Origin of the sequence: Anabaenopsis arnoldii (assembly GCF_028331025.1) — a bacterium.
GTDB lineage: Bacteria > Cyanobacteriota > Cyanobacteriia > Cyanobacteriales > Nostocaceae > Anabaenopsis > Anabaenopsis arnoldii.
The window spans coordinates 60,817-84,001 of sequence record NZ_JAQMUH010000096.1 but is presented as its reverse complement, the minus strand read 5'-3'; the positions used below and the strand labels follow the sequence as shown (position 1 = coordinate 84,001).

14 protein-coding genes are annotated in these 23,185 nt (G+C 41.5%); 11 read left to right on the top strand and 3 right to left on the bottom strand.

The window, feature by feature from the left end; genetic code table 11:
* The first annotated feature begins 4 nt into the window (after positions 1–4).
* Positions 5–1,075, top strand: a complete 1,071-nt coding sequence (locus PN457_RS08895) for an Mrp/NBP35 family ATP-binding protein (RefSeq protein ID WP_271732723.1) — start codon at positions 5–7, stop codon at positions 1,073–1,075.
* 75 nt (positions 1,076–1,150) lie between these two features.
* A complete protein-coding gene (gene rodA, locus PN457_RS08890) occupies positions 1,151–2,467 on the top strand; it encodes a rod shape-determining protein RodA (RefSeq protein WP_271732721.1) in 1,317 nt (438 codons plus the stop codon).
* Between the two features lie 10 nt (positions 2,468–2,477).
* Here rodA and PN457_RS08885 read toward each other — a convergent pair whose 3' ends face one another.
* Positions 2,478–3,521 carry a mechanosensitive ion channel family protein gene (locus PN457_RS08885; RefSeq protein WP_271732719.1) on the bottom strand — a complete coding sequence of 348 codons (1,044 nt, stop codon included), beginning with the start codon at positions 3,519–3,521 and terminating at the stop codon, positions 2,478–2,480.
* Between the two features lie 74 nt (positions 3,522–3,595).
* Here PN457_RS08885 and PN457_RS08880 point away from each other — a divergent pair, with 74 nt between their 5' ends.
* The 8 genes from PN457_RS08880 to PN457_RS08845 all read left to right on the top strand — a co-directional run bounded on the left by PN457_RS08880 (position 3,596) and on the right by PN457_RS08845 (position 18,118).
* Complete coding sequence (locus tag PN457_RS08880) at positions 3,596–4,513, top strand: histone deacetylase family protein (protein WP_271732717.1); 918 nt, start codon at positions 3,596–3,598, stop codon at positions 4,511–4,513.
* A 90-nt stretch (positions 4,514–4,603) separates the two neighbouring features.
* Complete coding sequence (locus PN457_RS08875) at positions 4,604–8,797, top strand: DEAD/DEAH box helicase (protein WP_271732716.1); 4,194 nt, start codon at positions 4,604–4,606, stop codon at positions 8,795–8,797.
* The gene (locus PN457_RS08870; protein ID WP_271732715.1) at positions 8,775–10,571 is read left to right on the top strand and encodes a phospholipase D-like domain-containing protein; all 1,797 of its coding nucleotides are present in this window, start codon (positions 8,775–8,777) and stop codon (positions 10,569–10,571) included. The genes PN457_RS08875 and PN457_RS08870 overlap by 23 nt, the downstream gene beginning before the upstream one ends.
* A 155-nt stretch (positions 10,572–10,726) precedes the next feature.
* Complete coding sequence (gene gshA, locus PN457_RS08865) at positions 10,727–11,866, top strand: glutamate--cysteine ligase (RefSeq protein ID WP_271732714.1); 1,140 nt, start codon at positions 10,727–10,729, stop codon at positions 11,864–11,866.
* A gap of 229 nt (positions 11,867–12,095) precedes the next feature.
* Entirely contained in the window at positions 12,096–12,557 is a 462-nt protein-coding gene (locus PN457_RS08860; RefSeq protein ID WP_271732713.1) for a tRNA (cytidine(34)-2'-O)-methyltransferase, read from the top strand.
* Between the two features lie 776 nt (positions 12,558–13,333).
* Complete coding sequence (locus tag PN457_RS08855; RefSeq protein WP_271732712.1) at positions 13,334–15,760, top strand: LysM peptidoglycan-binding domain-containing M23 family metallopeptidase; 2,427 nt, start codon at positions 13,334–13,336, stop codon at positions 15,758–15,760.
* Positions 15,761–16,319: 559 nt separating this feature from the next.
* Positions 16,320–16,778, top strand: coding sequence for a pentapeptide repeat-containing protein (locus PN457_RS08850; RefSeq protein WP_271732710.1), 459 nt, complete (start codon positions 16,320–16,322; stop codon positions 16,776–16,778).
* Between the two features lie 902 nt (positions 16,779–17,680).
* Positions 17,681–18,118, top strand: coding sequence for a CAAD domain-containing protein (locus PN457_RS08845; RefSeq protein ID WP_271732709.1), 438 nt, complete (start codon positions 17,681–17,683; stop codon positions 18,116–18,118).
* Positions 18,119–18,306: 188 nt separating this feature from the next.
* On the opposite strand, the gene PN457_RS08840 is transcribed toward PN457_RS08845, so the two are convergent.
* Together PN457_RS08840 and petH are read right to left on the bottom strand one after the other, a co-directional pair.
* Positions 18,307–19,593, bottom strand: a complete 1,287-nt coding sequence (locus tag PN457_RS08840; protein WP_271732707.1) for a homoserine dehydrogenase — start codon at positions 19,591–19,593, stop codon at positions 18,307–18,309.
* A gap of 166 nt (positions 19,594–19,759) precedes the next feature.
* The gene (gene petH, locus PN457_RS08835) at positions 19,760–21,103 is read right to left on the bottom strand and encodes a ferredoxin--NADP reductase (protein WP_271732705.1); all 1,344 of its coding nucleotides are present in this window, start codon (positions 21,101–21,103) and stop codon (positions 19,760–19,762) included.
* A 981-nt stretch (positions 21,104–22,084) separates the two neighbouring features.
* On the opposite strand from petH, the gene PN457_RS08830 reads away from it, so the two are divergent.
* A complete protein-coding gene (locus PN457_RS08830) occupies positions 22,085–23,089 on the top strand; it encodes a phosphoribulokinase (RefSeq protein WP_271732704.1) in 1,005 nt (334 codons plus the stop codon).
* The last annotated feature ends 96 nt before the right edge of the window (positions 23,090–23,185 follow it).

Here is a 23,185-nt window from a genome sequence, read left to right as displayed (position 1 = left end):
GAGTATGTACGATGTTCTTGATTCCGAGTCAGTTTTAGCAGTTTTGCGACCGGTAGAAGACCCAGAACTCCGCAAGAGTTTGGTGGAACTGAATATGATTCGCAACGTCAAAATTGAGGATGGCAAGGTTAGCTTTACTTTGGTGTTAACCACACCAGCTTGTCCCCTACGTGAATTTATCGTTGAAGATTGCAAAAAAGCGATTAAACAGCTACCTAGTGTTACAGAGGTAAGTGTAGATGTTACTGCAGAAACACCCCAACAAAAAAGCTTACCAGATAGGACTGGGATTACTGGGGTGAAAAATATTCTGGCTGTTTCCAGCGGTAAAGGCGGTGTTGGTAAAAGCACAGTAGCGGTGAATGTAGCTGTAGCTTTAGCACAAACAGGGGCAAAAGTGGGATTGCTAGATGCCGATATTTACGGACCCAATGACCCAACTATGCTGGGGCTAGCTGATGCTGAAATTGTTGTGCGTTCCACAGATAAAGGTGACATTCTCGAACCTGCTTTTAATCACGGTGTCAAATTAGTCTCAATGGGCTTTTTGATTGACCCAGACCAGCCAGTGATTTGGCGCGGTCCCATGCTTAATGGTGTGATTCGCCAGTTTCTCTATCAAGTGGAATGGGGACAACTGGATTATTTAATCGTCGATATGCCACCGGGAACCGGTGACGCTCAATTAACTTTAACCCAGGCAGTGCCGATGTCAGGGGCTGTAATTGTTACTACACCGCAAAATGTCGCCCTGTTAGACTCACGTAAAGGTTTGCGAATGTTCCAGCAAATGAATGTCCCTGTGTTAGGAATCGTAGAAAATATGAGCTACTTTATTCCCCCAGATATGCCAGATAAGCACTATGACATCTTTGGTTCCGGTGGGGGTTCCAAGACAGCATCTGAGTTGGGAGTACCTTTACTGGGGTGCATTCCTCTGGAGATTTCCACCAGAGTCGGTGGTGATAGTGGTGTACCAATAGTTATAGCAGATCCAGATTCAGCCTCAGCACAAGCATTAAAAGCGATCGCTCTAAATATCGCCGGTAAAATATCAGTTGCCGCTCTGACATAATCAAGTAGTTCTTTTTTGATTCCTGGGTAATAGCCCAGGAATGCAGATTCAATATTAAATATTATAAATTTACACATGATCTTCAAACGTTTTATCCCCCAAATTCGCCGGCAACATTGGCTGAATTCCTGGCAGCAAATCGATTGGATGCTATTTTGGCTAACTATTGGCATGAGTACATTTGGTGGCTTAATGATATTGAGTACGGAACTAACGCAACCAGTGACCGACTGGTTCTGGCACTGGTTGGTAGCAGGCATTGGCGTTGTGATAGCCTTGTTTTTAGCTCGTAGCCGTTATGAAAATCTGATTCAGTGGCATTGGGTAACATACGCACTCACAAATCTCAGTCTGATCGCGGTCATGATCATTGGTACCAGCGCGAAAGGAGCGCAGCGATGGATTAGCATTGGTGGGTTTAACGTCCAGCCTTCGGAATTTGCCAAAATCGGGCTGATTATCACCTTAGCGGCTGTATTACACAAGCGCACAGCTTCCACCCTGGAAAGTGTATTTCGGACTTTGGCAATTACTGCTATTCCTTGGGGATTAGTATTTTTACAGCCAGATTTGGCCACATCTTTGGTGTTTGGTGCCATCGTCTTAGGAATGCTGTACTGGGCAAATGCTCATCCTGGCTGGCTGGTGCTGATGATTTCGCCGATAATTTCTGCTATTCTGTTTAGTATAAATTGGCCTTTGTCAGAGCCAGTAAATGTATTTAACATATTATCTTTCGGAGTTTTAGGGTTAGTTTGGGTAGTGGCTATGGGTATTGTAGGGTGGTATACTCTCCCCTGGCGGAAATCTGCCCTCAATGCTATTGGGGCCTCAGCCCTCAACTTGTTAGGTGGTGAATTGGGAGTTTTTGTCTGGGAGCATATATTGAGGGATTATCAGAAAAACCGCCTAACTGTATTTCTCAGACCTGGACACGATATTTTTGGAGTTGGCTATCATCAACACCAGTCTCGCATCGCTATAGGTGCTGGTGAAGTTTGGGGATGGGGTTTGTTTAAAGGTCCGATGACACAACTAAATTTTGTTCCCGAACAACATACAGACTTTATTTTCTCCGCCGTGGGGGAAGAACTGGGTTTTGTGGGTTGTTTAGTGGTGCTTTTCGTCTTCTGTTTGATCTGCTTTCGCCTATTACGTATAGCTGAAACTGCTAAAGATAACTTTGGTTCATTGTTAGCTATTGGGGTTTTGTCAATGATATTATTTCAGCTAATTGTTAACATAGGGATGACTGTTGGTTTAGCCCCTGTAGCAGGAATTCCCCTACCTTGGATGAGTTACGGACGTTCGGCTATGTTGACGAATTTCATTGCTTTGGGTTTAGTGCAGTCGGTAGCTAATTTTCGACAACGAAAAAAGTATTATTTTTGATGGCGGTGAATTAGTTTACATCAAGATTTGAATTTTCAGATCCCTGATTATGGAAATAAACCTCTCTGACAGGAAAGGGGATTTGGATTCCTTCTTGTTGATAACGTTTATGTAATTTCTTAATTAGTAAGTGTCTCGCAATGCGCTGGTCAAAATATTCATTTACCCGCATAGATAATTTAAAATCTATACTAAAATCATTAAAGGTATGAAATCTAATAATAGGTTCATTTTCTATTAACTCTGGGGCAATTTCTGCCATCACTTCTTTGGCTACTTCTACAGTCACTATTTCTACTTTTTCTAAATCACTTTCGTAACCGACACCGATATCCATGATTAAAGTAATTGCCTTAGCTGGTAGGTGATAGTTAGTAAAAATCGCTGATGCTAGGCGAGAATTAGGAACAACAATAATATTATTTTTAATCTCTTTAATAGTTGTATTCCGCCAATTGATATCTGTAACATAACCTTCATATCCATCATCTAATTTCAGATAATCTCCAGTTCTCACTTGCTTAGAGATAATCAGATAAAAACCAGAAAATAAATTAGCCAATGTATCTTGGAGCGCCAAACCAACGGCTAAACCACCAACTCCTAAAGTTGTAACTATGGGTGTAATTTGCACACCTATAGTTTGCAGGAGGATGAGTATTCCCAAGATGAAAACACCAATCTTAGCTAAATTAGAAATTAAAGATGCAGGTACTCCTGCTGTTCTCTGTATGAATAAATTTACAAAACCAGCAGTCAATCTAGCTAAGACTAAGGTGACTGAGTAAAGTAATAAAATGGTAATTATTTTTTGCAGGATAATTTTAATATCATTGTTGATATTCAGGGAAGAATACAAAAAAGCCCCTGAGAAACCTGCTAGCAAAAACCAAAAAAATGTCATGCGGTGTAAAGCTGTAAATATGATTTCACCGCCTGGTATCTGCTTTTCAAGAACAAATTCTCTGAGTTTTTTAAAAAAAACTTTTTCACCAATCAACCCAGCCATCCAGCCAAGGAGAATAAATACTATTGGTACAATCCATTGCTGCATAATTAATTTAGAGTTTTATATTTTTGCTAAATTCTAGCTTGTCTATTTGCCTGATTTACTGGTAATTTTAGATTATGGAACTGCCAATTATTTACCATCCAGATTATATTACATCATTACCACCAGGGCATCGCTTCCCGATGTCCAAGTTCCGACAACTGTATGAATTGCTGTTAGCTGACGGTGTAGCGCAAACAGCACAATTTCACACACCATTACCCCCACCCCGCGAGTTAATTAAGTTGGTTCATACTCCAGAATATGTTCAAGCTTACTGCGAGGGAACACTAGAACCGAAAGCACAGCGTCGTATTGGGTTACCTTGGAGTCCAGCACTGGTAAATCGTACTTGCGTCGCGGTTGGTGGTACAATACTTACTGCCCAGATGGCACTGAGTCAGGGTTTAGCTTGTAATACAGCTGGTGGTACTCATCATGCTTTTCCTAGTTATGGTTCTGGTTTTTGTATTTTCAACGATTTAGCGATCGCTTGTCGAGTGTTACAAAAACTCGGACTTGTGCAAAAAGTTCTGATTGTGGATTTAGATGTGCATCAAGGGGATGGTACAGCTGTCATTTTCCAAACAGATGAGAGTGTGTTTACTTTCTCCATGCACTGTGAAGTTAATTTTCCTGGTACTAAACAAACCAGTGATTTGGATGTTCCCCTGAGGGTGGGAATGGAAGATGATGAATATTTACAAACTTTGGCGAATTATTTACCAGATTTGCTGTCCAACATTCGCCCTGATTTAGTATTATACGATGCAGGGGTAGATATTCATATCGGCGATCGCTTAGGAAAATTAGCCCTGAGTGATACGGGAATTTTCCGCCGGGAAATGCAGGTTTTAAGTACCTGCGTGGGTGCTGGTTATCCTGTAGCTTGTGTTATTGGAGGGGGTTACGCCGATGATATGAGGTCTCTGGTTTGGCGACACTCTTTGTTACATCGTGCTGCTACTCAGGTTTATCATCAGTATAGGCTATAAATTAGTTCCCCACCTTGGCGCAGTGGTTCTTTGTTTTTTCCCAGGTGCTAAACTATATTATCTCACACATCAGTAAATTCCACTGTATCTATGCCCACTTTTTCCCACAAGCAAAATTACCAAACCTGGAGCTATAAATGTGTTAATTCAGTGGCTCAAAATGAGATAATTGATTTACTGGGTGAGGAAGTTTGTCTGTTTTATGTGCGTCGTCAAGGTGCAGGAAAACATCAAGATGAGGAAATTTGGCAGTTAACAATTGCCACTGATAGAGATGATTTTCCCTTACCTAAACAGATGGAAAAGCAAGGTAAAACATTAAGTTTAATTGCAGCTATTTCCCAGGATGGAATAGGCGGTTTAAAAATTTTATCAATTCGGTTTTTGCCACTTTCCCGGGGACGGGCTGATGGTTACTCTGTTGCTTTTACCTTACGTTTGCTGTCTCATGCTCAACATCGTTTAGGTATTCCTAAACTTGCATTAGCACGCATGGAAAAAATGCCTATTTGCGGTGAGCATATACCCACAGAAGAACAGTTACAAGCCTGGAAAGCATTTTTACAAGTTGAGGAAAATATTGCTAAATCCCGTCAGTTTTGTGTGGCATTTGTCAGTAATAATTATGGGCGTAACAGCAGAGATATTACCTTTGAAGTAGATGTTACCTCGGCTACTCTCGATGGTGCTGAAGAAAATTATTTAAATGTCTCCAGTTTCTGGGAACGGGTAAAACGTTCCAAAAACCAAGAAGTTAAACTTGCGGAAACTGTTCCTATAGGGAAACTAACTTACAAAATTCCTCAACTAGGTACAATTGATCAAGTTGATGTGAAAAATTGTTTAATCAAAGTCAAATTAGAACGGGAAGTAGCGGAATATATCGCTACACAACGTTATCAAATACCAGTGAAGGGATTTTTATTTTTTGATGCTGCTGGTGATATTCAACAAGTTAGGCGCAAGAAGGAAGCTTTAGAACAATTAAAGCAGGGACACACTCAAAATCCTTACTTGGGTAACTTTTTATTCGATGCTTCCCAGTCCAGGTGTATTAAGAAAACCGTAGGACTGCAAGGGGATGATTTATTATTATCTTCTGCTAATGCTGGACAAAAAGCAGCTGTAGAGAAGGTCTTAGCAGCTGAAGATTTAGTTCTCATCCAAGGTCCCCCCGGTACTGGTAAAACTACTGTAATTGCAGAAATTTGTTATCAAATAGCCCGGCGGGGTGGACGTACTCTTATCGCTTCTCAAGCTAATTTAGCGGTGGATAATGCTCTGAGTCGATTAGTTCACAACCCAGTTATCCGCGCGGTGCGCAAAGGACGCGCCCACAAAGTGGGGGAAGAAGGACAGCCATTTTTAGAAGATCAAGTTATTGGTACATGGCTGGAAAATACGGCGAATGACTGTGAAAATAGTCTGGTTAAACGTCGGGAAAATGTGAAAATATTGGCTGAGTTGTTGTTAGCATTACCACAATTTACAGATTATTTACAGTTAGAAGAGGAACTAAATCAGCAACAAAATCAATTAAATCAGCAAAAGCAAATTTTAGCAGCAAGCTGTAGAAATATAGCAGACATTTATCAGGAAAGTTTATCTGAAAAAAATCAGCTACAATCCATTGGATTAGGCTTAGATTATGTACTCAAAAATGCGCCAAATATTAATTGGGAAGCACCAGAAGTTAAAAATTATTTACCACAGCTTCATTTATATACAGAAAATAATAGTTCGGTCGCTGATTTTTTGACCAATGTGGGTCAAGCTATCAAGTGGACTGATAAACTGGGTTTAGTCCGTCCTGCTCATGGTGCATTTGGTTTAGCATTTTGGTTGTGTGAAAATGTAGCTACTCAATTAGCTGATTTTAAAACAGCATTCCATTACGCCCAAGATATAATTGTGGCAATGTCGGAGGTTGTCACAGAAGTATCTCCGATTTCCCAATATTCTTCAACAGCCATTAATGAGCAGGAATTTCTAGCTAAACAGCAAAATTTACAGCAGACAATTCAAGGTTGGCAAAACCGCAAACGCGAGATTGATTATGTAATTGCAGCTGTTAAAGAATGGAAGTTTACAGCACCTATTGTATTATATCAAATAATTAAAGAATGCCAGCAGTCGGGACAAATATTAACGCCGGAATTGCTACAGTTACCACTGGGTTTGTTGCTGTTCGCCCAGCAGTTAAAGTTACCTATATTACCTCATAAATATCAGGTGAATTTGCCAGATTTGTCAGCTTTAGCAAAAGCCTTTATTTATGAAACGGATGGGGGCTTTGTTGATAGAATCGGTAAACGGCACAGTTTTAGTTACTTTGTAGAGCAAAGTTTTAGTCAAATTCCCATCATCCTATCTGGGAGCGATCGCACTCAATGGCGTAAAATATACGAAGAGTTTAGTAACTATCAACTCCTGAACCTACATCAGCGCCAATTACTGGTGGAAAACACCCAGTTGTTTTTGCTGAGAATGCAGTCAGTCTATGGTACAGTTTGGGAATTAAATCACCTCGACTCTACCCTGAAGCGGGTTAGTGAAGAATTACTCGCGGATATTCTCACCAATGCGCGTCAATGTGTCGCACGAGTTAAAACTGAAACTGAAAAACACCTGGAGTATCTCCAACAGCAACTAACTCAACTGGAGAGAACCACCCAAGAGCAAATATCCGCTACTTCATCTCAAATAAAAGTAGAACAGGTGATCAAGATTTTGCAGTTACTCAACCAACAGCAAAATGTCCCTGATAAATTACGCGGTTTGGTGACAGAATATCTGACAACACCATCAAAAATTTGGCAACATCCTCAAGAATTTGCTACTCATGTCAATACTGGGTTGGGTCATCTCCTCAATTTAGAAACTGTCATCAGTTCCATTCAACCTGTTGCAGTCTTGGAGGTAATTAAAAAATCTTTAGATGACAAAGTGCTAATTATACAACAACAAAACACACAGGCTCAACACAAACTGCAAGAAACCCAAAGCCAACTGGAAAAATTAAATCAACAACCCGAAATACAACCCACAGAAGATTTAATTTTATCCAGAAATTGGTGGAAACAGTTCTGGGAAACCATACCTGATAAATTTAAGCCAAAAAATCTTGATTTAGGCTTATTTGATCGGGAATTTTTACAGACTATCACAGCCCAGTTTGATGCTTGGCAAAACCAACTGAGTCAAGAAGAAACTTATCTCAACCGCTACCAAGATTTTACCCAAGATTGGATTGCTAAAGTCAAAAATCCCTCAGAGCGCGATCGCAACGACTTAAAACGCATTTACTTAGATAACGCTAACGTCGTCGGTATCACTTGTGTCCAAGCTGCAAATTACAACTTTACCCAAGAATTTAAAGCCTTTGATGTGGTCATCATCGATGAAGTCAGTAAATGTACCCCACCAGAGTTACTCATTCCAGCTTTAAAAGGCAAAAAGTTAGTCTTGGTAGGTGACCATCGCCAATTACCACCCATGCTTGATACTAGCACAGTAGCAGAAGTTGCTCAGTCACTGGGGAGCACAAAATCAGAACTGCAATTTTTAGAAGAATCATTATTTAAAATTCAGTTTGAAGCTGCTGACAAAAGCATTAAACAAATGTTGACTACCCAATATAGAATGCACCCCTCCATTATGGCAGCCATCAATCAATTTTATCAGGGTAAATTAGAATGTGGGCTTTTAGCACCTGACAGCCAACGCGCCCATAATTTGACAGGGGAAATTATCGACCAAAATCACCATCTTATCTGGGTAAACATTCCCAGGGATCTGGAATTCCAAGAAGAACGGGAAAATACTTCCTATTTTAATCCTCGCGAAGTAGATATAATTGAACGCCTGTGTCAGCAATTCGAGCATACTTGGGCTGCTAAAATCGCCAATGGTGCACCCAAGAAGGAAATTGCAGTCATTACATTCTATGGCGCACAACTGAAAAAAATTGAGCAACGTTTACAACCGGAACTATTTCCTTCTTTGGAAATTCGCACAGGGACAGTGGATAGATTTCAGGGAATGGAACGCCCTGTGGTCATTGTGAGTATGGTTCGGAATAATCATCAAGGTGATGTTGGTTTTGCGAATAAACCAGAACGGGTAAACGTAGCTTTTTCTCGCGCCCAAGAACTACTAGTAATTGTAGGTTGTCATGATTTATTTACCCGTCAAGGTGGAAAAGTTGGAGATATGTATTTAGATATTTCCCGTACTGTAAATCGTCAAGGAGGTTTCGTTGATGTTTCTAGGTGCTGCGGCTAAACCTATTGACAAAAAACTCATAAATTTAGTAGAGGAAATTACCGCCCAAAATCCTCACTTATCAGTTTTAGCAGCCCATGAATTTCGCTATAGTTTACATCAAACTCCTGTAGAAATATCTATCCAGGAACCCCGGGAATTTAATGTACTCGAAGAATTTATTATCCGTGCTGGAATTGAGTTTTCACCTCCACCCACAGAAGATGAATTAGCATCCATATTAGGACTTGACCCTATATTTGTCCGCAGTACCGCAGCCAATTTGCAAAGGTTGGAAACCTTATCCGCAACATCCCCCATTACAGTTACAAATCAAGGACGAACTTTTTACTCCCAAGGTTCTGTACCACAACCTGCATATCCTGTAGAAATATATGCTGTTTCCGATGCTTTGGAAGGAAAGCTGATATTTTCTACTGAACCCTGGGATGATGTCTCGTTAAATTTACCTGATTTAGCAGATTTTATCAAAATTGCCCGTAAAATTAATGATATACCTGCTTTAAGCATTGAAAAAATCCAGAAATGTATTCAGTTATCAGGTTTAGATTTTCATGTCCCAGAATTAGGTAAAATTGTTACTCACTGTAAAGTTTTAGCCCCAGCGCAAATTATCTGGAAAAGTATATCACTGTTTGTAATTTGCGATGCTGTCACACAAAAACTCAGTATCGAAATTAGAAGCGGTAAGCAAATTTCGGCATCAGCATCACAACGCATGGAAGTATTGCAAGGTAAAGGTAAAATACCGTATCTTGCTTTATGTCAATTATCCGATGAAGCCGTTAAGGAGCGTGAAGCTACTCTTAATTATAAAAATACTCAAATAGAATCTCGATTAGAAAAACTTACCCCAACAGCTTTAAACTTAGGCGATGGGGAAATTACTCCCACTTTTCGGGAAATTTTAAATTCTGCTAAACGGCAAATTATCATCTATTCTCCTTGTTTGAGTCAAGATATTATCAATAACGAATTTGTAACGCTGTTGCAAAAGTTGACTAATGATGGAGTACGGGTTTTAATCGCATATGGAATTTCACCAGCAGATGTTCTAGAAAAATTACGCTCTCTCAAAACACCTCACTGTTTATCATCTGTAAAACTTTTCTGTCTGGCTGATTCCCATGTCAAAGAGGTTATAGTTGATCAAGAAACTTATTTTTGTGGATTTTATGACTGGGTTTCTTGTGGTGGGGAATATTTACCACAGGGTGAGTCTGTTTATAAAGTCACTGCTCCCCAGCAAGTTGAGGAAGCATATCAGTTTCTGGTTGCTCGTTGCCAAAATCATGCACAAACTCAATGGGGTATAGCTTTAGAAAACCGTGATTTGCAATTAGCTGTAGAGTCTTTGTCTGTGTGGGGTTTCCTAGGTATGCAAAATATCGCACTCAGGGAGATAAAAAAAAGCAACTGGTTGGAACTTCTGCCAGAGTGGTTAAATATTGTAATTACAGATTTAAATTCAAAGAATTTACTAAATGATTCTATAGCTTCGGCGCTTTCCCTGTTGAATCAGCTTTCTGGGGAGGAAACCTTTATGGAATCCTTACAGCAGGGATGGTGTAAAACCATCAAGACCATAGCATATTATCAACCGGAAACCGCTTTAAACTTACTCAGTAATCAAGTATGGACTGATTTTATCCGCCTGAATATTGCTCAGGAGGATGACTCACCCGACAGGTTCATTATACCACAAAATTTACCGCATCAGAAGAAACAATCAGTCTCACGCCCTGGGGTTAAGTCGAAAAATTCCCGAAAATAGGCATTAAACAGCCTCTGCATTGTTTATAATCGCTGTCTTTGTGCTTCCTGAGATTATTATTAAATATTTGTAAATTATAAGTTAACTTAAATGTAGATGCAAAAATTCGTCTAATTCGATACAATTCTTACATTAGGAGAGGCGAGGAGAACAAAGTGGTCTTATTAAAAGGCTTTGAGATTGAGATGTATACTGGTACGCCTCAAGGTGAAATAGTCGGTCTCTCCGACAAAATTGTAGACTCTTTGGATGGATTTGTGCGGGAACCGGATAGCCGTAATGTGGAATACACCACCCAGCCATTGAGTGATTATGAGAAATTGTTGTGTGCTTTGCTGTGCCCCCGCCGCAATTTGCGCCGCTACCTGCATAAGTTGGGTAATTATACTCTAATTCCTGGTAGCACTTTATCCTTGGGCGGCAGCGATCGCTTTTTTCGTTCCAACCCCAATAACCCATATCATGAATACATTGAAAATACCTACGGGACAAAAGTAGTTACTGCCAGCGTTCATATTAATATCGGCATCAGTGACCCTGATGTATTAATGCGGGCTTGTCGGCTCATTCGTTTAGAAGCCCCTTTATTCCTGGCTTTAAGCGCCTCGTCCCCCTTCCTGGATGGCAAGGCTACGGGTTATCATTCCACCCGTTGGGCTGTGTTTCCTCAAACTCCCGCCCATGTGCCCTTATTTACTAGTCATGTCCATCATATTGAATGGATGGAAGCACAAATAGCTGCGGGAACTATGCAAAATGTCCGGCATTTGTGGACATCAGTTAGACCAAATGGCGATGATCGTCCTTATGACTTGAATCGTTTGGAATTACGTATTTGTGACTTAGTTACCGACCCCATTGCTTTGCTAGCCATTAGTGCTTTGCTGGAAGCGCGTTTGTTACAGTTAATGGCAAACCCCGAACTCGACCCGTTAACCCAAAGTAGTTTTTCCCCCGAAGAATTGCTGACTATCACCGCCAGCAACGAAGCAGCTGCAGCTAGTGCTAGTCTTGATGCTCAATTACACCATTGGCAAGACGGTAGACCTATCCTTGCCAGAGACTGGATTAACCAATTATATCAAGAAGTTTGGGGGATGGCTAAAGAACATGGTTTTAGCTGTTTCTTATCTCCTGTGCAGAAAATTCTCCGCGCCGGGAACGAAGCCCAACAATGGTTACAACTGCACGCAGTGGGTTTTGACTCTCAGCGTGTCCTGACTCAAGCTATTGTCGCCACTGAAGAACGGGAAGTTGAATTAGAAAACAAATTATGTTCGCCCCTGGTAGCTTAATGGTTCCGTCTTCATCCTGAAGGTAGATTTGGACAGAGAAACCCCAGAATTATTTTCTCTCCCCAAGATTCTTGGTGTCTGGGGTTTTAGGGAATTTGTTTTTTGTTTAAAAAAATTCATATCGAGGTGTTACTGAAGATTTATTAGAAAAACCTATGAATCGACTCTATCTAATGATAGACTTATAAGGATTTCAGTATAGAGGTATACAAAAAATAGTTTACAGACAATGCCCCAGATAGTTTTAGTTTATCCGCAAATACCACCAAATACAGGTAACATTGCCCGTACTTGTGCCGCCACGGGTACGGAATTACATTTAGTGGCTCCTTTAGGGTTTGAAATTAGCGATCGCTACCTCAAAAGAGCTGGTTTAGACTATTGGCCTTATGTCAAACTACACTATCACGAATCCCTAGCAGCCTTTCAATCCACACATCGACAACGTGGAGGCAGATGCTTAGGCTTCACTGTGCGAGGTAATTTTAATTATGCCAGCTTTCAATTTCAAGCCGATGATTGGTTGCTTTTTGGTAGCGAAACCACAGGGTTACCATCCACAGTGCTGTCAGATTGCGATGCGAAACTGTATATTCCAATGTCAGAGCCTCATGTTCGCAGCCTGAATCTTTCCGTCAGTGTCGCAGTCAGTTTGTTTGAAGCTCATCGTCAGTTGGGCTATTTACTCTGACAATCCTGATGCGATCGCAAATCTTGATCTCAGAGTGTAATTTATCCCCGCCAAACACACTCTGGGAAGATAAAAATATAGTTAAATTTTATACAAAAATCTCTTCAGGATAGTCTTAGTAATAAATACTCACCAAAATTAACATAGTTATATAAGAAATTTGTATATTGAATTCGCGAGTCTACGGAACTTATATTATAGATTTTGATGAAGACACAGGCAGCATGAGGAGGATCTCAAAGAAGCTCAAACCCTTTATGTTTATTGATTTGAGACATTTATGTGGGATAAGTAATTGCGAGGATTAGAAAAGTAGTTAGAAGTGTGTACGGTTGATTTTTAGGGACAAATTAACGTAAAGTCTCCTATTGATAAGGCGGATCGAGTAGAAAAACCTTGAATATATCTAGAACATAGGGCATAGCTTTTCCAAAAGTCCGAGCCTCTATATTGCTCAAGTCCACAATTGGCAGGGTGAACATATAATAAATATTCTTCACTAACTCCTAGCAAGGGTCACACAAGCAGTAAAGACAACGGTCAAAAGCAAAAGTTCTATGGTGTGTAGAAAAAAACTGGACAAGTGAGCACAGCAACTTTAAAGTTTTCGGTTCCATGTGTGAACTTGTCTAAATCAGAGAAGCAAGTTAATCTTGCGTAAGTATCTCTGGTGAGGTTGATCTTGATCTATCATTTCGATGTGATCTAAACCATTGACTAGTATCCGACTGAAAAATCGAGATCAGTTAAGCACTAGTGATCATAGGAGGTCGTCTTTGAAACGAGCATTGAAAAAAAGAGAAGAGGCTGTGCTGAAAAATACCCCCAGCAGTGATGATACCCCAGTGGAAAACATAGAAAACCTAAATACTTTAGTTCATCCCAAGGTTAACCGCCGGGTAGGTAAACAAGCGGCCATGATTGGTTTGGCCATCTCAATGGGAGCAACCAGCCTTTTGGTGACTCGACAAAGCGATGAAGCCCACGCAGCAGCTTCTGTAGGTAGCCAAAAAGTAACTTCAACAATTCCTGCTGCGTCTGACACCACGGTCAAATTTGCTTCCATAAAGCCGGAGACCCAAACAGTCGTCTCAGCAAGAATCCCCAAAAATTCTATCATCCTCGAACCAACAGCGATTTCACAGTTACCTGAACTGGAAGCTAGATTGCAAGTTACCGAGAGCGAAATGTCTGATCCGGTTCCTGTTTCTACATCCTGGAAGTCACAATCCCCAGCAGCACAGGAATTATCAACGGAGACAGCGAACCTCACAGGGGAACCACAACTACAAGTACTGGAAAACACAGATACCAGTGATGAAAATAATGATCAACTCAAGGCGCAGCAAGAATTTGCCCTAAATCGCTTACAAGAAAAATCGAACCGTTTAAGAAAGAGTCTGGCGGAGTTGCGGTCTGAGGAGACAAAAAATTTATCAAAAACTGACAGAGGTTCCACACAGCCGAAAGGGATAGCAAACGTAGAAGAGTTATCCACTGTCAATAATGACAATAACAAAGATTTATTATCCGAGTTTACACAAAGACCAGAAACAAATAAGTCGAACTCGCAAGGGTTAACAAAACCCCGGCAAATTCCAGCCTTGTCGGGTGATAGAAATTACGAAGTTAAACCTGGAGATACATTAGCAGCGATCGCCACTAGGTACAATATTTCCATTTCAGAACTAGTCCAGGCAAATAATCTGATCAATCCACACGATCTCAAAATTAGCCAAAGGCTGACTATTCCCGCCTCTGAGATTAAGAGCTTTAGAGCCATTCAGGTACCAACTGTACTTAACTCCAATAAGACCTATTCTAGTACTGCGCCCCAGCCAGCCAACTCCCCTGTCACCACCCCCAGTATCTACCCTAGTCTACCTGTTGCTTCATCACAGTTACCAGTATATACCAATAACGACAGTGTGAGTATACCCATACCAGTAATTGCCAATCAGCAGCAAAAAGTATATACAGATACGGAATTTACTAGTATTAATGCCGAGGGATTAGGTGGCGATATACCTATACCAACCATCTCCGAGCAAACGCAGCAGGCTCAAAAGTCCTCTGAGGAAGGGGCCAGCACAACAGATCATCAAGGTCTCCGTGGCTTACATGCGGACATCGAGAGATTAAGGCAAAGATACCGCAATCAAAAGTCTGGAAATGCCGATACCCTAGTGGCTACAGAACCAGAAAAAGCTCCCACACCCATTCCTCAGGCTCAAACCAATAGCCTAGAAGCCGAGATCGAGAGATTAAGGGAAAAATACCGCAATCAAAAGTCTGGGAATGCCGATACCCTAGTGGCTACAGAACCAGAAAAAGCTCCCACACCTGTTTCTCAGGCTCAAACCAATAGCCTAGAAGCAGACATCGAGAGATTACGCCAGCAATACCGCAATCAAAAGTCTGGGAATGCCGATACCCTAGTGGCTACAGAACCAGAAAAAGCAGCCATACCTATTCCTGTTGTTACACGCAGTCATACCGCCCCTTCTAGCCCCACTACAGGAGGACAGAATAGTTCAATTCCCATTTCTGTTCCATCCTATGGTAGTCAATCTGCTAATTCCCAAAACCGTACTCGTGGTAACCAGGCAATTAATCCCGAGTTTTCTGGTAAGTTCACTTCATCTGACCAGAAATCAACAACATTTCCCAGCAGTGCCGATATCTCTGACAGTCTAGGAAACCGCAGGGGAACCATAGTGACTCCACAATTACAGCCACAGTTACCACCTTTGGCCGCAGTAGACCAATACCTACCCCAGCCTATTGACGCCACTACCCCTCCCCTTTCGACCGCTTCAACCACCTACATGTGGCCGGCACAAGGCGTGCTTACCTCCGGCTATGGTAGACGCTGGGGAAGAATGCACAGGGGTATTGATATTGCTAACGCCACTGGTACCCCAATTTACGCGGCTGCTGATGGTGTGGTGGAAACATCTGGCTGGAACCGAGGTGGTTTCGGCATCCTTGTCGATATTCGCCACTCCGATGGTAGCTTGACTCGCTATGCTCACAATAACCGGACTTTGGTACGCGTCGGTCAACAAGTGACTAAAGGACAACAAATTGCTGAAATGGGTAGCACTGGTTTCAGCACCGGTCCACACACTCATTTTGAAATCCACCCTTCCGGTAAGGGAGCAATCGATCCTATTGCCTTATTACCAAAGGAACGTTTGTAATTCCTGACCCCGGTTGAAATATAGCATTTCCCATGCTCGTGAGGTACAATTTTTTTTAGTTTGAGGGAACACACCGAACACCGGAATAGGGAATAGGGAATAGGGAATAGGGAATAGGGAATTGGTGTGTACTTCATGAGCCTGAAAAAGGCTATAAATAATTATCTGATTTCTTGAGGGAGCTAAACTCCCTCTTTTGCTTTCTATCCTCGTAAATTAGTATATGAGGGATTTTATAGTGCTTTATAATACTGCTTTTTCATTTTATACACTGTCATTTTCCTAGTATTCAACGACAGATTAATACTCCCTGTGAAACTATACAAAATAATACAGCTTATTCACAATATTTAACATTACCTTAATCATCCAAATCAGTAGATTTGATGGCTAAGTAATCGCCCAAAAACCTAGTTAACACTAGGTCTCACATCACCAAACCATTTATATAAGCTCACTATCAACTTGTGTATGAAAATCAAAATTTTCGAGAATTTAGTGAGATAATAAGAACGTGAGGAAAAGAACGGATTTAGTTGAAGGATGAGGGGGAAAACATATGAAAACCCAGCTATTCGCGGTTCTGGCCTTAGCAACTCCCCTAATTATAATTAGCAGAGTTAACGCTGGTAATTACCAGGATTTACAAAGGCTAAATTTAACAAGAGAATGTGTTGAGTGCGATTTATCAGGAGTTAACCTCAGAGGTGCTCATTTAATTGGTGCTGATTTACGAGGTGCAAATCTCTCCGGCGCTAACCTCGAAGGAGTCAATCTTGAAGGCGCAGATTTAACTAATGCTAATTTGAAGGGTGCAAATTTAACTTCCGCTTTGCTAACCAACGTTAATTTCAAGGAAGCTAATCTCAACGGAGCAAATCTGACTCGCGCTCAGATTTATGACTCTAATGTCTATGGTGCATCCATGGATGACATGGTAATCACTGGTGCAGAAATTTATCATACTGGAATCGGTATTGGTGGAGATGCGGCAGATATGTTCCCCGACTGGGATTAGCACCTCTTTAAGCTTCTCCTGTCTGAAGATAGGAGGCTTTCTCAAGAGTCCATAAAAGAACTTTCTTAGGCGCACTGAAAGCGCCTTTACTAATTGCGCTTAATTGATACTCCGCAGTATCAACAGTATTCAGTTGGAATAACAAAAATATAGTCAGATATTAATATCTGTGGTATTATAGCATTTCCCATGCTCGTGAGGTACAATTTTTTTTAGTTTGAGGGAACACACCGAACACACCGAACACACCGAACACCGGAATAGGGAATAGGGAATAGGGAATAGGGAATTGGTGTGTACTTCATGAGCCTGAAAAAGGCTATATCTATTCTTTGATATGATTCTGAGTAGTAATAACGTCAACTTAAATACCATAAAATATATTTTATGTCAAGTGTATTTAAAGACATAAAAATTTTTATTACATATTAAGATGAATTTTCAATGAGTTAATTCACGAAGGCGGCTTAAGATAGCTTGAATATCAGTTAAAATCAGCCTTTAAACTTGTATAAATGTGAGGTAGTCTGATTTTGGCATGATTTGATTGTCAGAACCCGGATCTCAAGATAGGCAGCTTCGTGCCTTCACGTTGAAATAGCTCACCTGCCATGGTATGGGATAATCACAACCTGACGATTCCAACTGATTTACAAAATCTAGAACCCAGAAAGCCGATTTTAAGAGCTATTGCCGCTTTCTGACTTCTATCCCCATGCTGACTGTCTACCTTGTAGTTGATGCAGTAGAGCTGATGAGGCAATTATGGTTATGGGACACTCAAAGCTTTTGTGGATCCAAACCAATTGTACTGATGCCCTCGTGCATTGCCTAATCAACAGCCTTTTGGTTGTCATTGTCCGGATTAGATAAACTCAACTGTTCAATCTATAGGAGTGAAAATGCAAGAACCGGAATACCCAGAAACCAAATCTCAAGAGGCAGCAGTGCCAGATATTAATAACCAAACAGGAAGCATTACTAAACTCCAGCCTCCTATGCAATCTCAAGAGCAATGGCAAAAATACGGTGAACAAATCTCTGGTTTTTTAGCAACACTGCCCGAGTACTTGGGAAGCTTCTTTAATCAATATAAGCAGCCCTTGGTTAGTGTTGGTTTAATTGTCGCAGCAATTGTTTCGGTTAAGGTACTTTTGGCAATATTAGACTCTTTGAATGATATTCCTTTAGTAGCACCGACTTTTGAATTGATTGGTATTGGCTACTCGGCTTGGTTCGTTTATCGCTATTTGCTCAAAGCCTCGACCCGGAAAGAGCTAACTAGTGAAATCACCACTCTAAAATCGCAAGTTGTCGGCAAAAATAGCCCGGAAGGTTAATTAATCCTGGTGGCAATTCCCCCAGTCCGTTGTCAAGGATCTGGGGGATGGTAACTAGTTGGCAAGATATCGGCTCGACATTACTACTCGGGTTTGCTTAGGGTCTAATCTTGCTTAATATTATCTAGTTATCTAGGTGTTCCTAGTGATATTGGCAATATCTCGATTAAATGTCCACTTGTCTCCTGTTACAGCACTCGCAGTAAGCTGGGAATACTATCAATGGCCTCTAAATTCTCAATTTCTGCCAAGGCTTGCCGAAAATCTCCTTCTCGGACATCGTGGGTGACAACAACAATTTCTGCGAGTCCTCCCTGAAAGCCCGTTTGCACTACTGACTCTAAGCTAACGCTATAATTGCCAAAGCAAGTACCCAATTTTCCAATCACTCCAGGTTGGTCTTTGGTCAGGAAACGCGCATAAAATCGCGTCACTAGTTCTGTTATGGGGGCAATTTGACAATAATCTTGGTGTCCACAGCTTAATAGTGGATTTGGCTTGGTTGTACTGGTTTTGAGGACAGCAACTAAATTCAAGATATCTGAGGTCACAGCACTAGCCGTGGCACCCGCACCAGCACCAGGACCAAAAAACATTACCTGCCCAATTGGTTCTCCTTCTACAAGAATCGCATTATAAACACCGTTAATACTGGCTAATGGATGTGTTTTGGGTACTAAGGTGGGATGAACTCTGACAGACAGAGGAGATGAGTCTGTGTATTGTTTAGCGATCGCTAATAATTTAATCACAAATCCCAATTTTTCGGCGTAGGTAATATCTGTCTTGGTGACTTGCCTAATGCCTTCACAATAGACATCTTCCAGGTTGATGCGTCCACCAAAGCCTAGTGATGCCAGAATGGCAATTTTATCTGCTGCGTCTAAACCGTCCACATCAGCGGTGGGGTCAGCTTCTGCGTAACCTAATCTCTGGGCATCGGCTAAGACATCGCTGAAGTTGCTACCTTCCGTTTGCATCCGGGTAAGGATGTAGTTAGTTGTGCCATTAATTATACCAGTAACAGTATTAATACGGTTAACACTTAAGGACTGCTTTAGAGGTTGAATCACTGGGATGCCGCCCCCCACAGCAGCTTCTAACATCACATATACCCCCGATTGGTTGGCAGTTGTAAAAATTTCTGACCCAAAACGCGCAATGGCGGCTTTATTCGCAGTGACAACCTGTTTACCATTCTTTAAAGCTGTGAGCATCAGCGATCGCGCTGGTTCTAGTCCACCGATTAACTCAACCACTATATCCACAGCCGGATCGTTAACAATGGCTTCTAAATCTGTAGTTAACACATGGGATGGTAATTCTACCTCCCGGATTTTGTCGAGCGATCGCACTCCCACCCGATATATTTCTATTTCCTGCAATAACGGGTTACGTCCCACCACATCTTGCAGTAATTGCACTGTACCTGTGGCGACAGTGCCCAATCCTAATATTCCTAGTTTCACGGCCACAAATTTTGCACCCTATTTTCTGCTTCGTGTAAATCAAGCACCGAGAAATCTGTTCTCAGCTATCCAATAAAACAATTTTAGGGTGGGTTATTCACCCACCCTACTGACTGTCCTTTTATCCTTTGTTAGTCGCCTCAGTCTAATGAGTCATGACTATGGACTTAACTTAGTAAGTTTCCACGTGCCAACGATGAGCCTTTTTGAGTTCCTTTTGGTAATCCTTCCAAACTACTCCTTCCTTAGCCGCCGCAGCTGTCAGGGCTTCATCAATACCACCTTCCATACCACGTAAACCGCAGATGTAAGTGTGAGTTTTTTCTTCTTTAATCAATTGCCACAGTTCATCTGCGTGTTCTGCCACACGGTCTTGGATATACATCCTACCGCCTTGGGCATTTTTCTGTTCCCGGCTAATGGCATAGGTCAGGCGGAAGTTATCAGGATATTTCTCCTGCATTTCCTCGAGTTCTTCTTTATATAAGATGTTCGCACTGGTGGGCACACCAAATATCAGCCAAGAGAATCCTTGGAACTGGTATTCTGGGTTAGCAGCTTTTTCTGCATCCTTAAACATCCGCCATAGGTAAGCCCGCATAGGAGCAATACCTGTTCCCGTTGCCATCATAATTACTTTAGCGTCAGGATCATCAGGTAACAACATTTCCTTACCCACCGGTCCAGTGATTTTCACTTCTGCGCCGGGTTCCAAGAAACACAGATGAGTAGAGCAAACACCATAGACTGTTTCCCCGGTTTCCGGGTGCTTGTACTCTAACTGACGGACACATAGCGACACTGTTTGATCATCCACATCATCACCATGACGGGTGGAAGCAATGGAATACAATCTGAGTTTTTCAGGCTTGCCGTTCTTATCTACACCCGGGGGAATAATGCCAATGCTTTGCCCTTCTACGTATTTTAAATCACTGCCAGTCAGGTCAAACTTCAGGTGCTGAACAATACCAATACCGCCCTCTTTAACCAGCGGCTCATTAGATATACACTTACCAACAAATGGGGCATTAGGACGATAAGTGTTCACAGGAACGTCAGCACCTTTTTTGGCTTTTGCTTGAGTCATGGTGTTACCTTTCTTGTCCTTCTTCTTGTGCTGTTCTTCAGCTGGTGGTTTAGCAAAGCCCTTGACTTCACTATTTGCATTCACAGGTGTGGCTTTACCATTTCCCTCACTGTTAGCAGATGTTTCAGACGTAACTACAGACTCTTGGTTGTTTTCAGCACTTTTATGAGAGCCTTTACCATTCAGTTGTTCTAGAGCACTTACACATTGGATACTAACAATTTTGCCGCCTAGGCGAGTGATCCGTCGCATTTCTTGATTCATGCGGTTGTAAGGTACTCTGATGAACACACTGCCACTTTTGCGAATTGGGTAGTTTGTTTGATCAGTTTCTTCGTTTTGGCGCAGACCCACCACTTCGTAAACGAAGACGCGGCTACCTAATTCTCTATTGGCAGCACCCTCAACAGCACCTTGATTGTACATTCTTTCTCACACTCCGATTTTTACTTAACCGTTTCTCAAAAATTCTTTCCTTTTGCCAGTTTTAGTTTATCGGATTTTCGGTTACTAAAACTGACGCCTTGGGAAAGCGGCATCATCAGCTAATGCCTTACTAGGATCACTCACCAAAGACATACAGGGATAGCAAAAAACACACCTGTTCACCTTCTAAGGTATAGGAGAAATTTTGGGCATAATGTTAATATTGAGTCAATTTAATCTTTTTTTTCGTGAAATACTACCCCTGTGAGGGAGATAGCTTTTCACCGCCCAAGGGCTAAGATACAATGACTTTTGACACTCTCACCGCTATAAAGGCAGTTTTAGCGGCAGATTTTTGCCACATCAGGGTTTGTCTAGTTTGCAGTTATCTCTGCCCTAAAACCCTCTCCAGATTTACCTGCACAAGCATTTGTTCAAGCCTATATCAAGGCATTAACGTTCACTGTATTTCCGTTCCCGGCATTGCTCGGTACTAGGATTTTTTAACACGTCTCTGGTGATCCTTCTTGCACAACCCATTATATCACCGGCGGCTAATTCTAATTTGATTATTTAGAAAAATTGTCACCTTAAATAAATTATACCAGAACCCCCCCAATAAATATAAGTGTAAAACTTTCACGCAACGGTTTTAAGAATGATCCCTGGTCATTTAAAATGAATAACTAAATCATGAGGATGCTTGTAAAGCAGGAGATTCTTTCCCACAGCAAATATTGTGGTGGAATACCCACTTCTGTTAAGATCAAGGACACCACTAGGATTAAATACTTACCCGTCAGGTAATTAAATATTAGCCGGATGAAATACAACTATAACTTGGTTGTATGTCCGTCTCAATATTTCATATGCCTGTGGAGTAGCAAGAACACAGGATCAACTAATGGCGTCAACTCCTGGTTTCAAAATCTTCTGTGTGAAAAAATATTGATTGACACATTTAGTATTTAGAGGAAATTTATGACAACTAAACCCGAACGCGTGGTATTGATTGGAGTAGCCGGAGACTCAGGATGCGGTAAATCTACCTTTTTGCGTCGTTTAATAGATTTATTTGGTGAAGAGTTCATGACAGTTATCTGTCTAGATGACTATCATTCCCTAGATCGCAAACAGCGTAAAGAAACTGGGATAACTGCACTTGACCCCAGAGCCAACAATTTTGACCTGATGTATGAGCAAATCAAAGCGCTCAAAGAAGGTCAAGTGATTAATAAGCCGATTTATAACCACGAAACCGGTATGATCGATCCACCCGAGCGCGTCGAGCCCAATCACATCATAGTTGTGGAAGGACTACATCCTTTATATGACGAGCGCGTGCGATCGCTACTTGATTTCAGCGTCTATTTCGATATTAGTGATGAAGTCAAAATTGCCTGGAAAATCCAGCGGGATATGGCAGAAAGGGGACATCGCTACGAAGACGTTTTAGCTCAAATCAATTCTCGTAAACCCGATTTTGAAAAATTCATCGAGCCACAAAGAGAATTCGCTGATGTGGTGCTGCAAGTACTCCCCACGAACCTGATTAAAAATGATACTGAGCGCAAAGTCCTACGGGTACGTATGCTCCAACGTGAAGACAAGGAAGGATTTGAACCAACCTACTTGTTTGATGAAGGTTCAACCATTAACTGGACACCTTGCGGACGGAAACTCACTTGCTCGTATCCTGGTATGCAAGTATACTATGGATCCGATGTTTACTACGGACGTTACGTTTCTGTATTAGAAATAGACGGTCAATTTGACAACCTTGATGAAGTTATTTATATCGAAACCCATCTGAGTAAAACATCCACCAAATATCAAGGTGAGATGACTCACTTGCTACTCCAACACCGTGAGTATCCAGGTTCCAACAATGGAACTGGGCTGTTCCAAGTGCTGGCAGGTTTGAAAATGCGTAGCGTCTACGAGCGGTTAACAGCAAAAGAAGCTAAACTGGCAGTTCAAGTTTAAGTCGTCTTTAGCTGTGTCGGATGTTTCGGGGGTACTTCTGGGTTTCCCCCTTTCTTGTATCAGCAAAATATTTCAGTTCACCAGCTATGTGGTAGC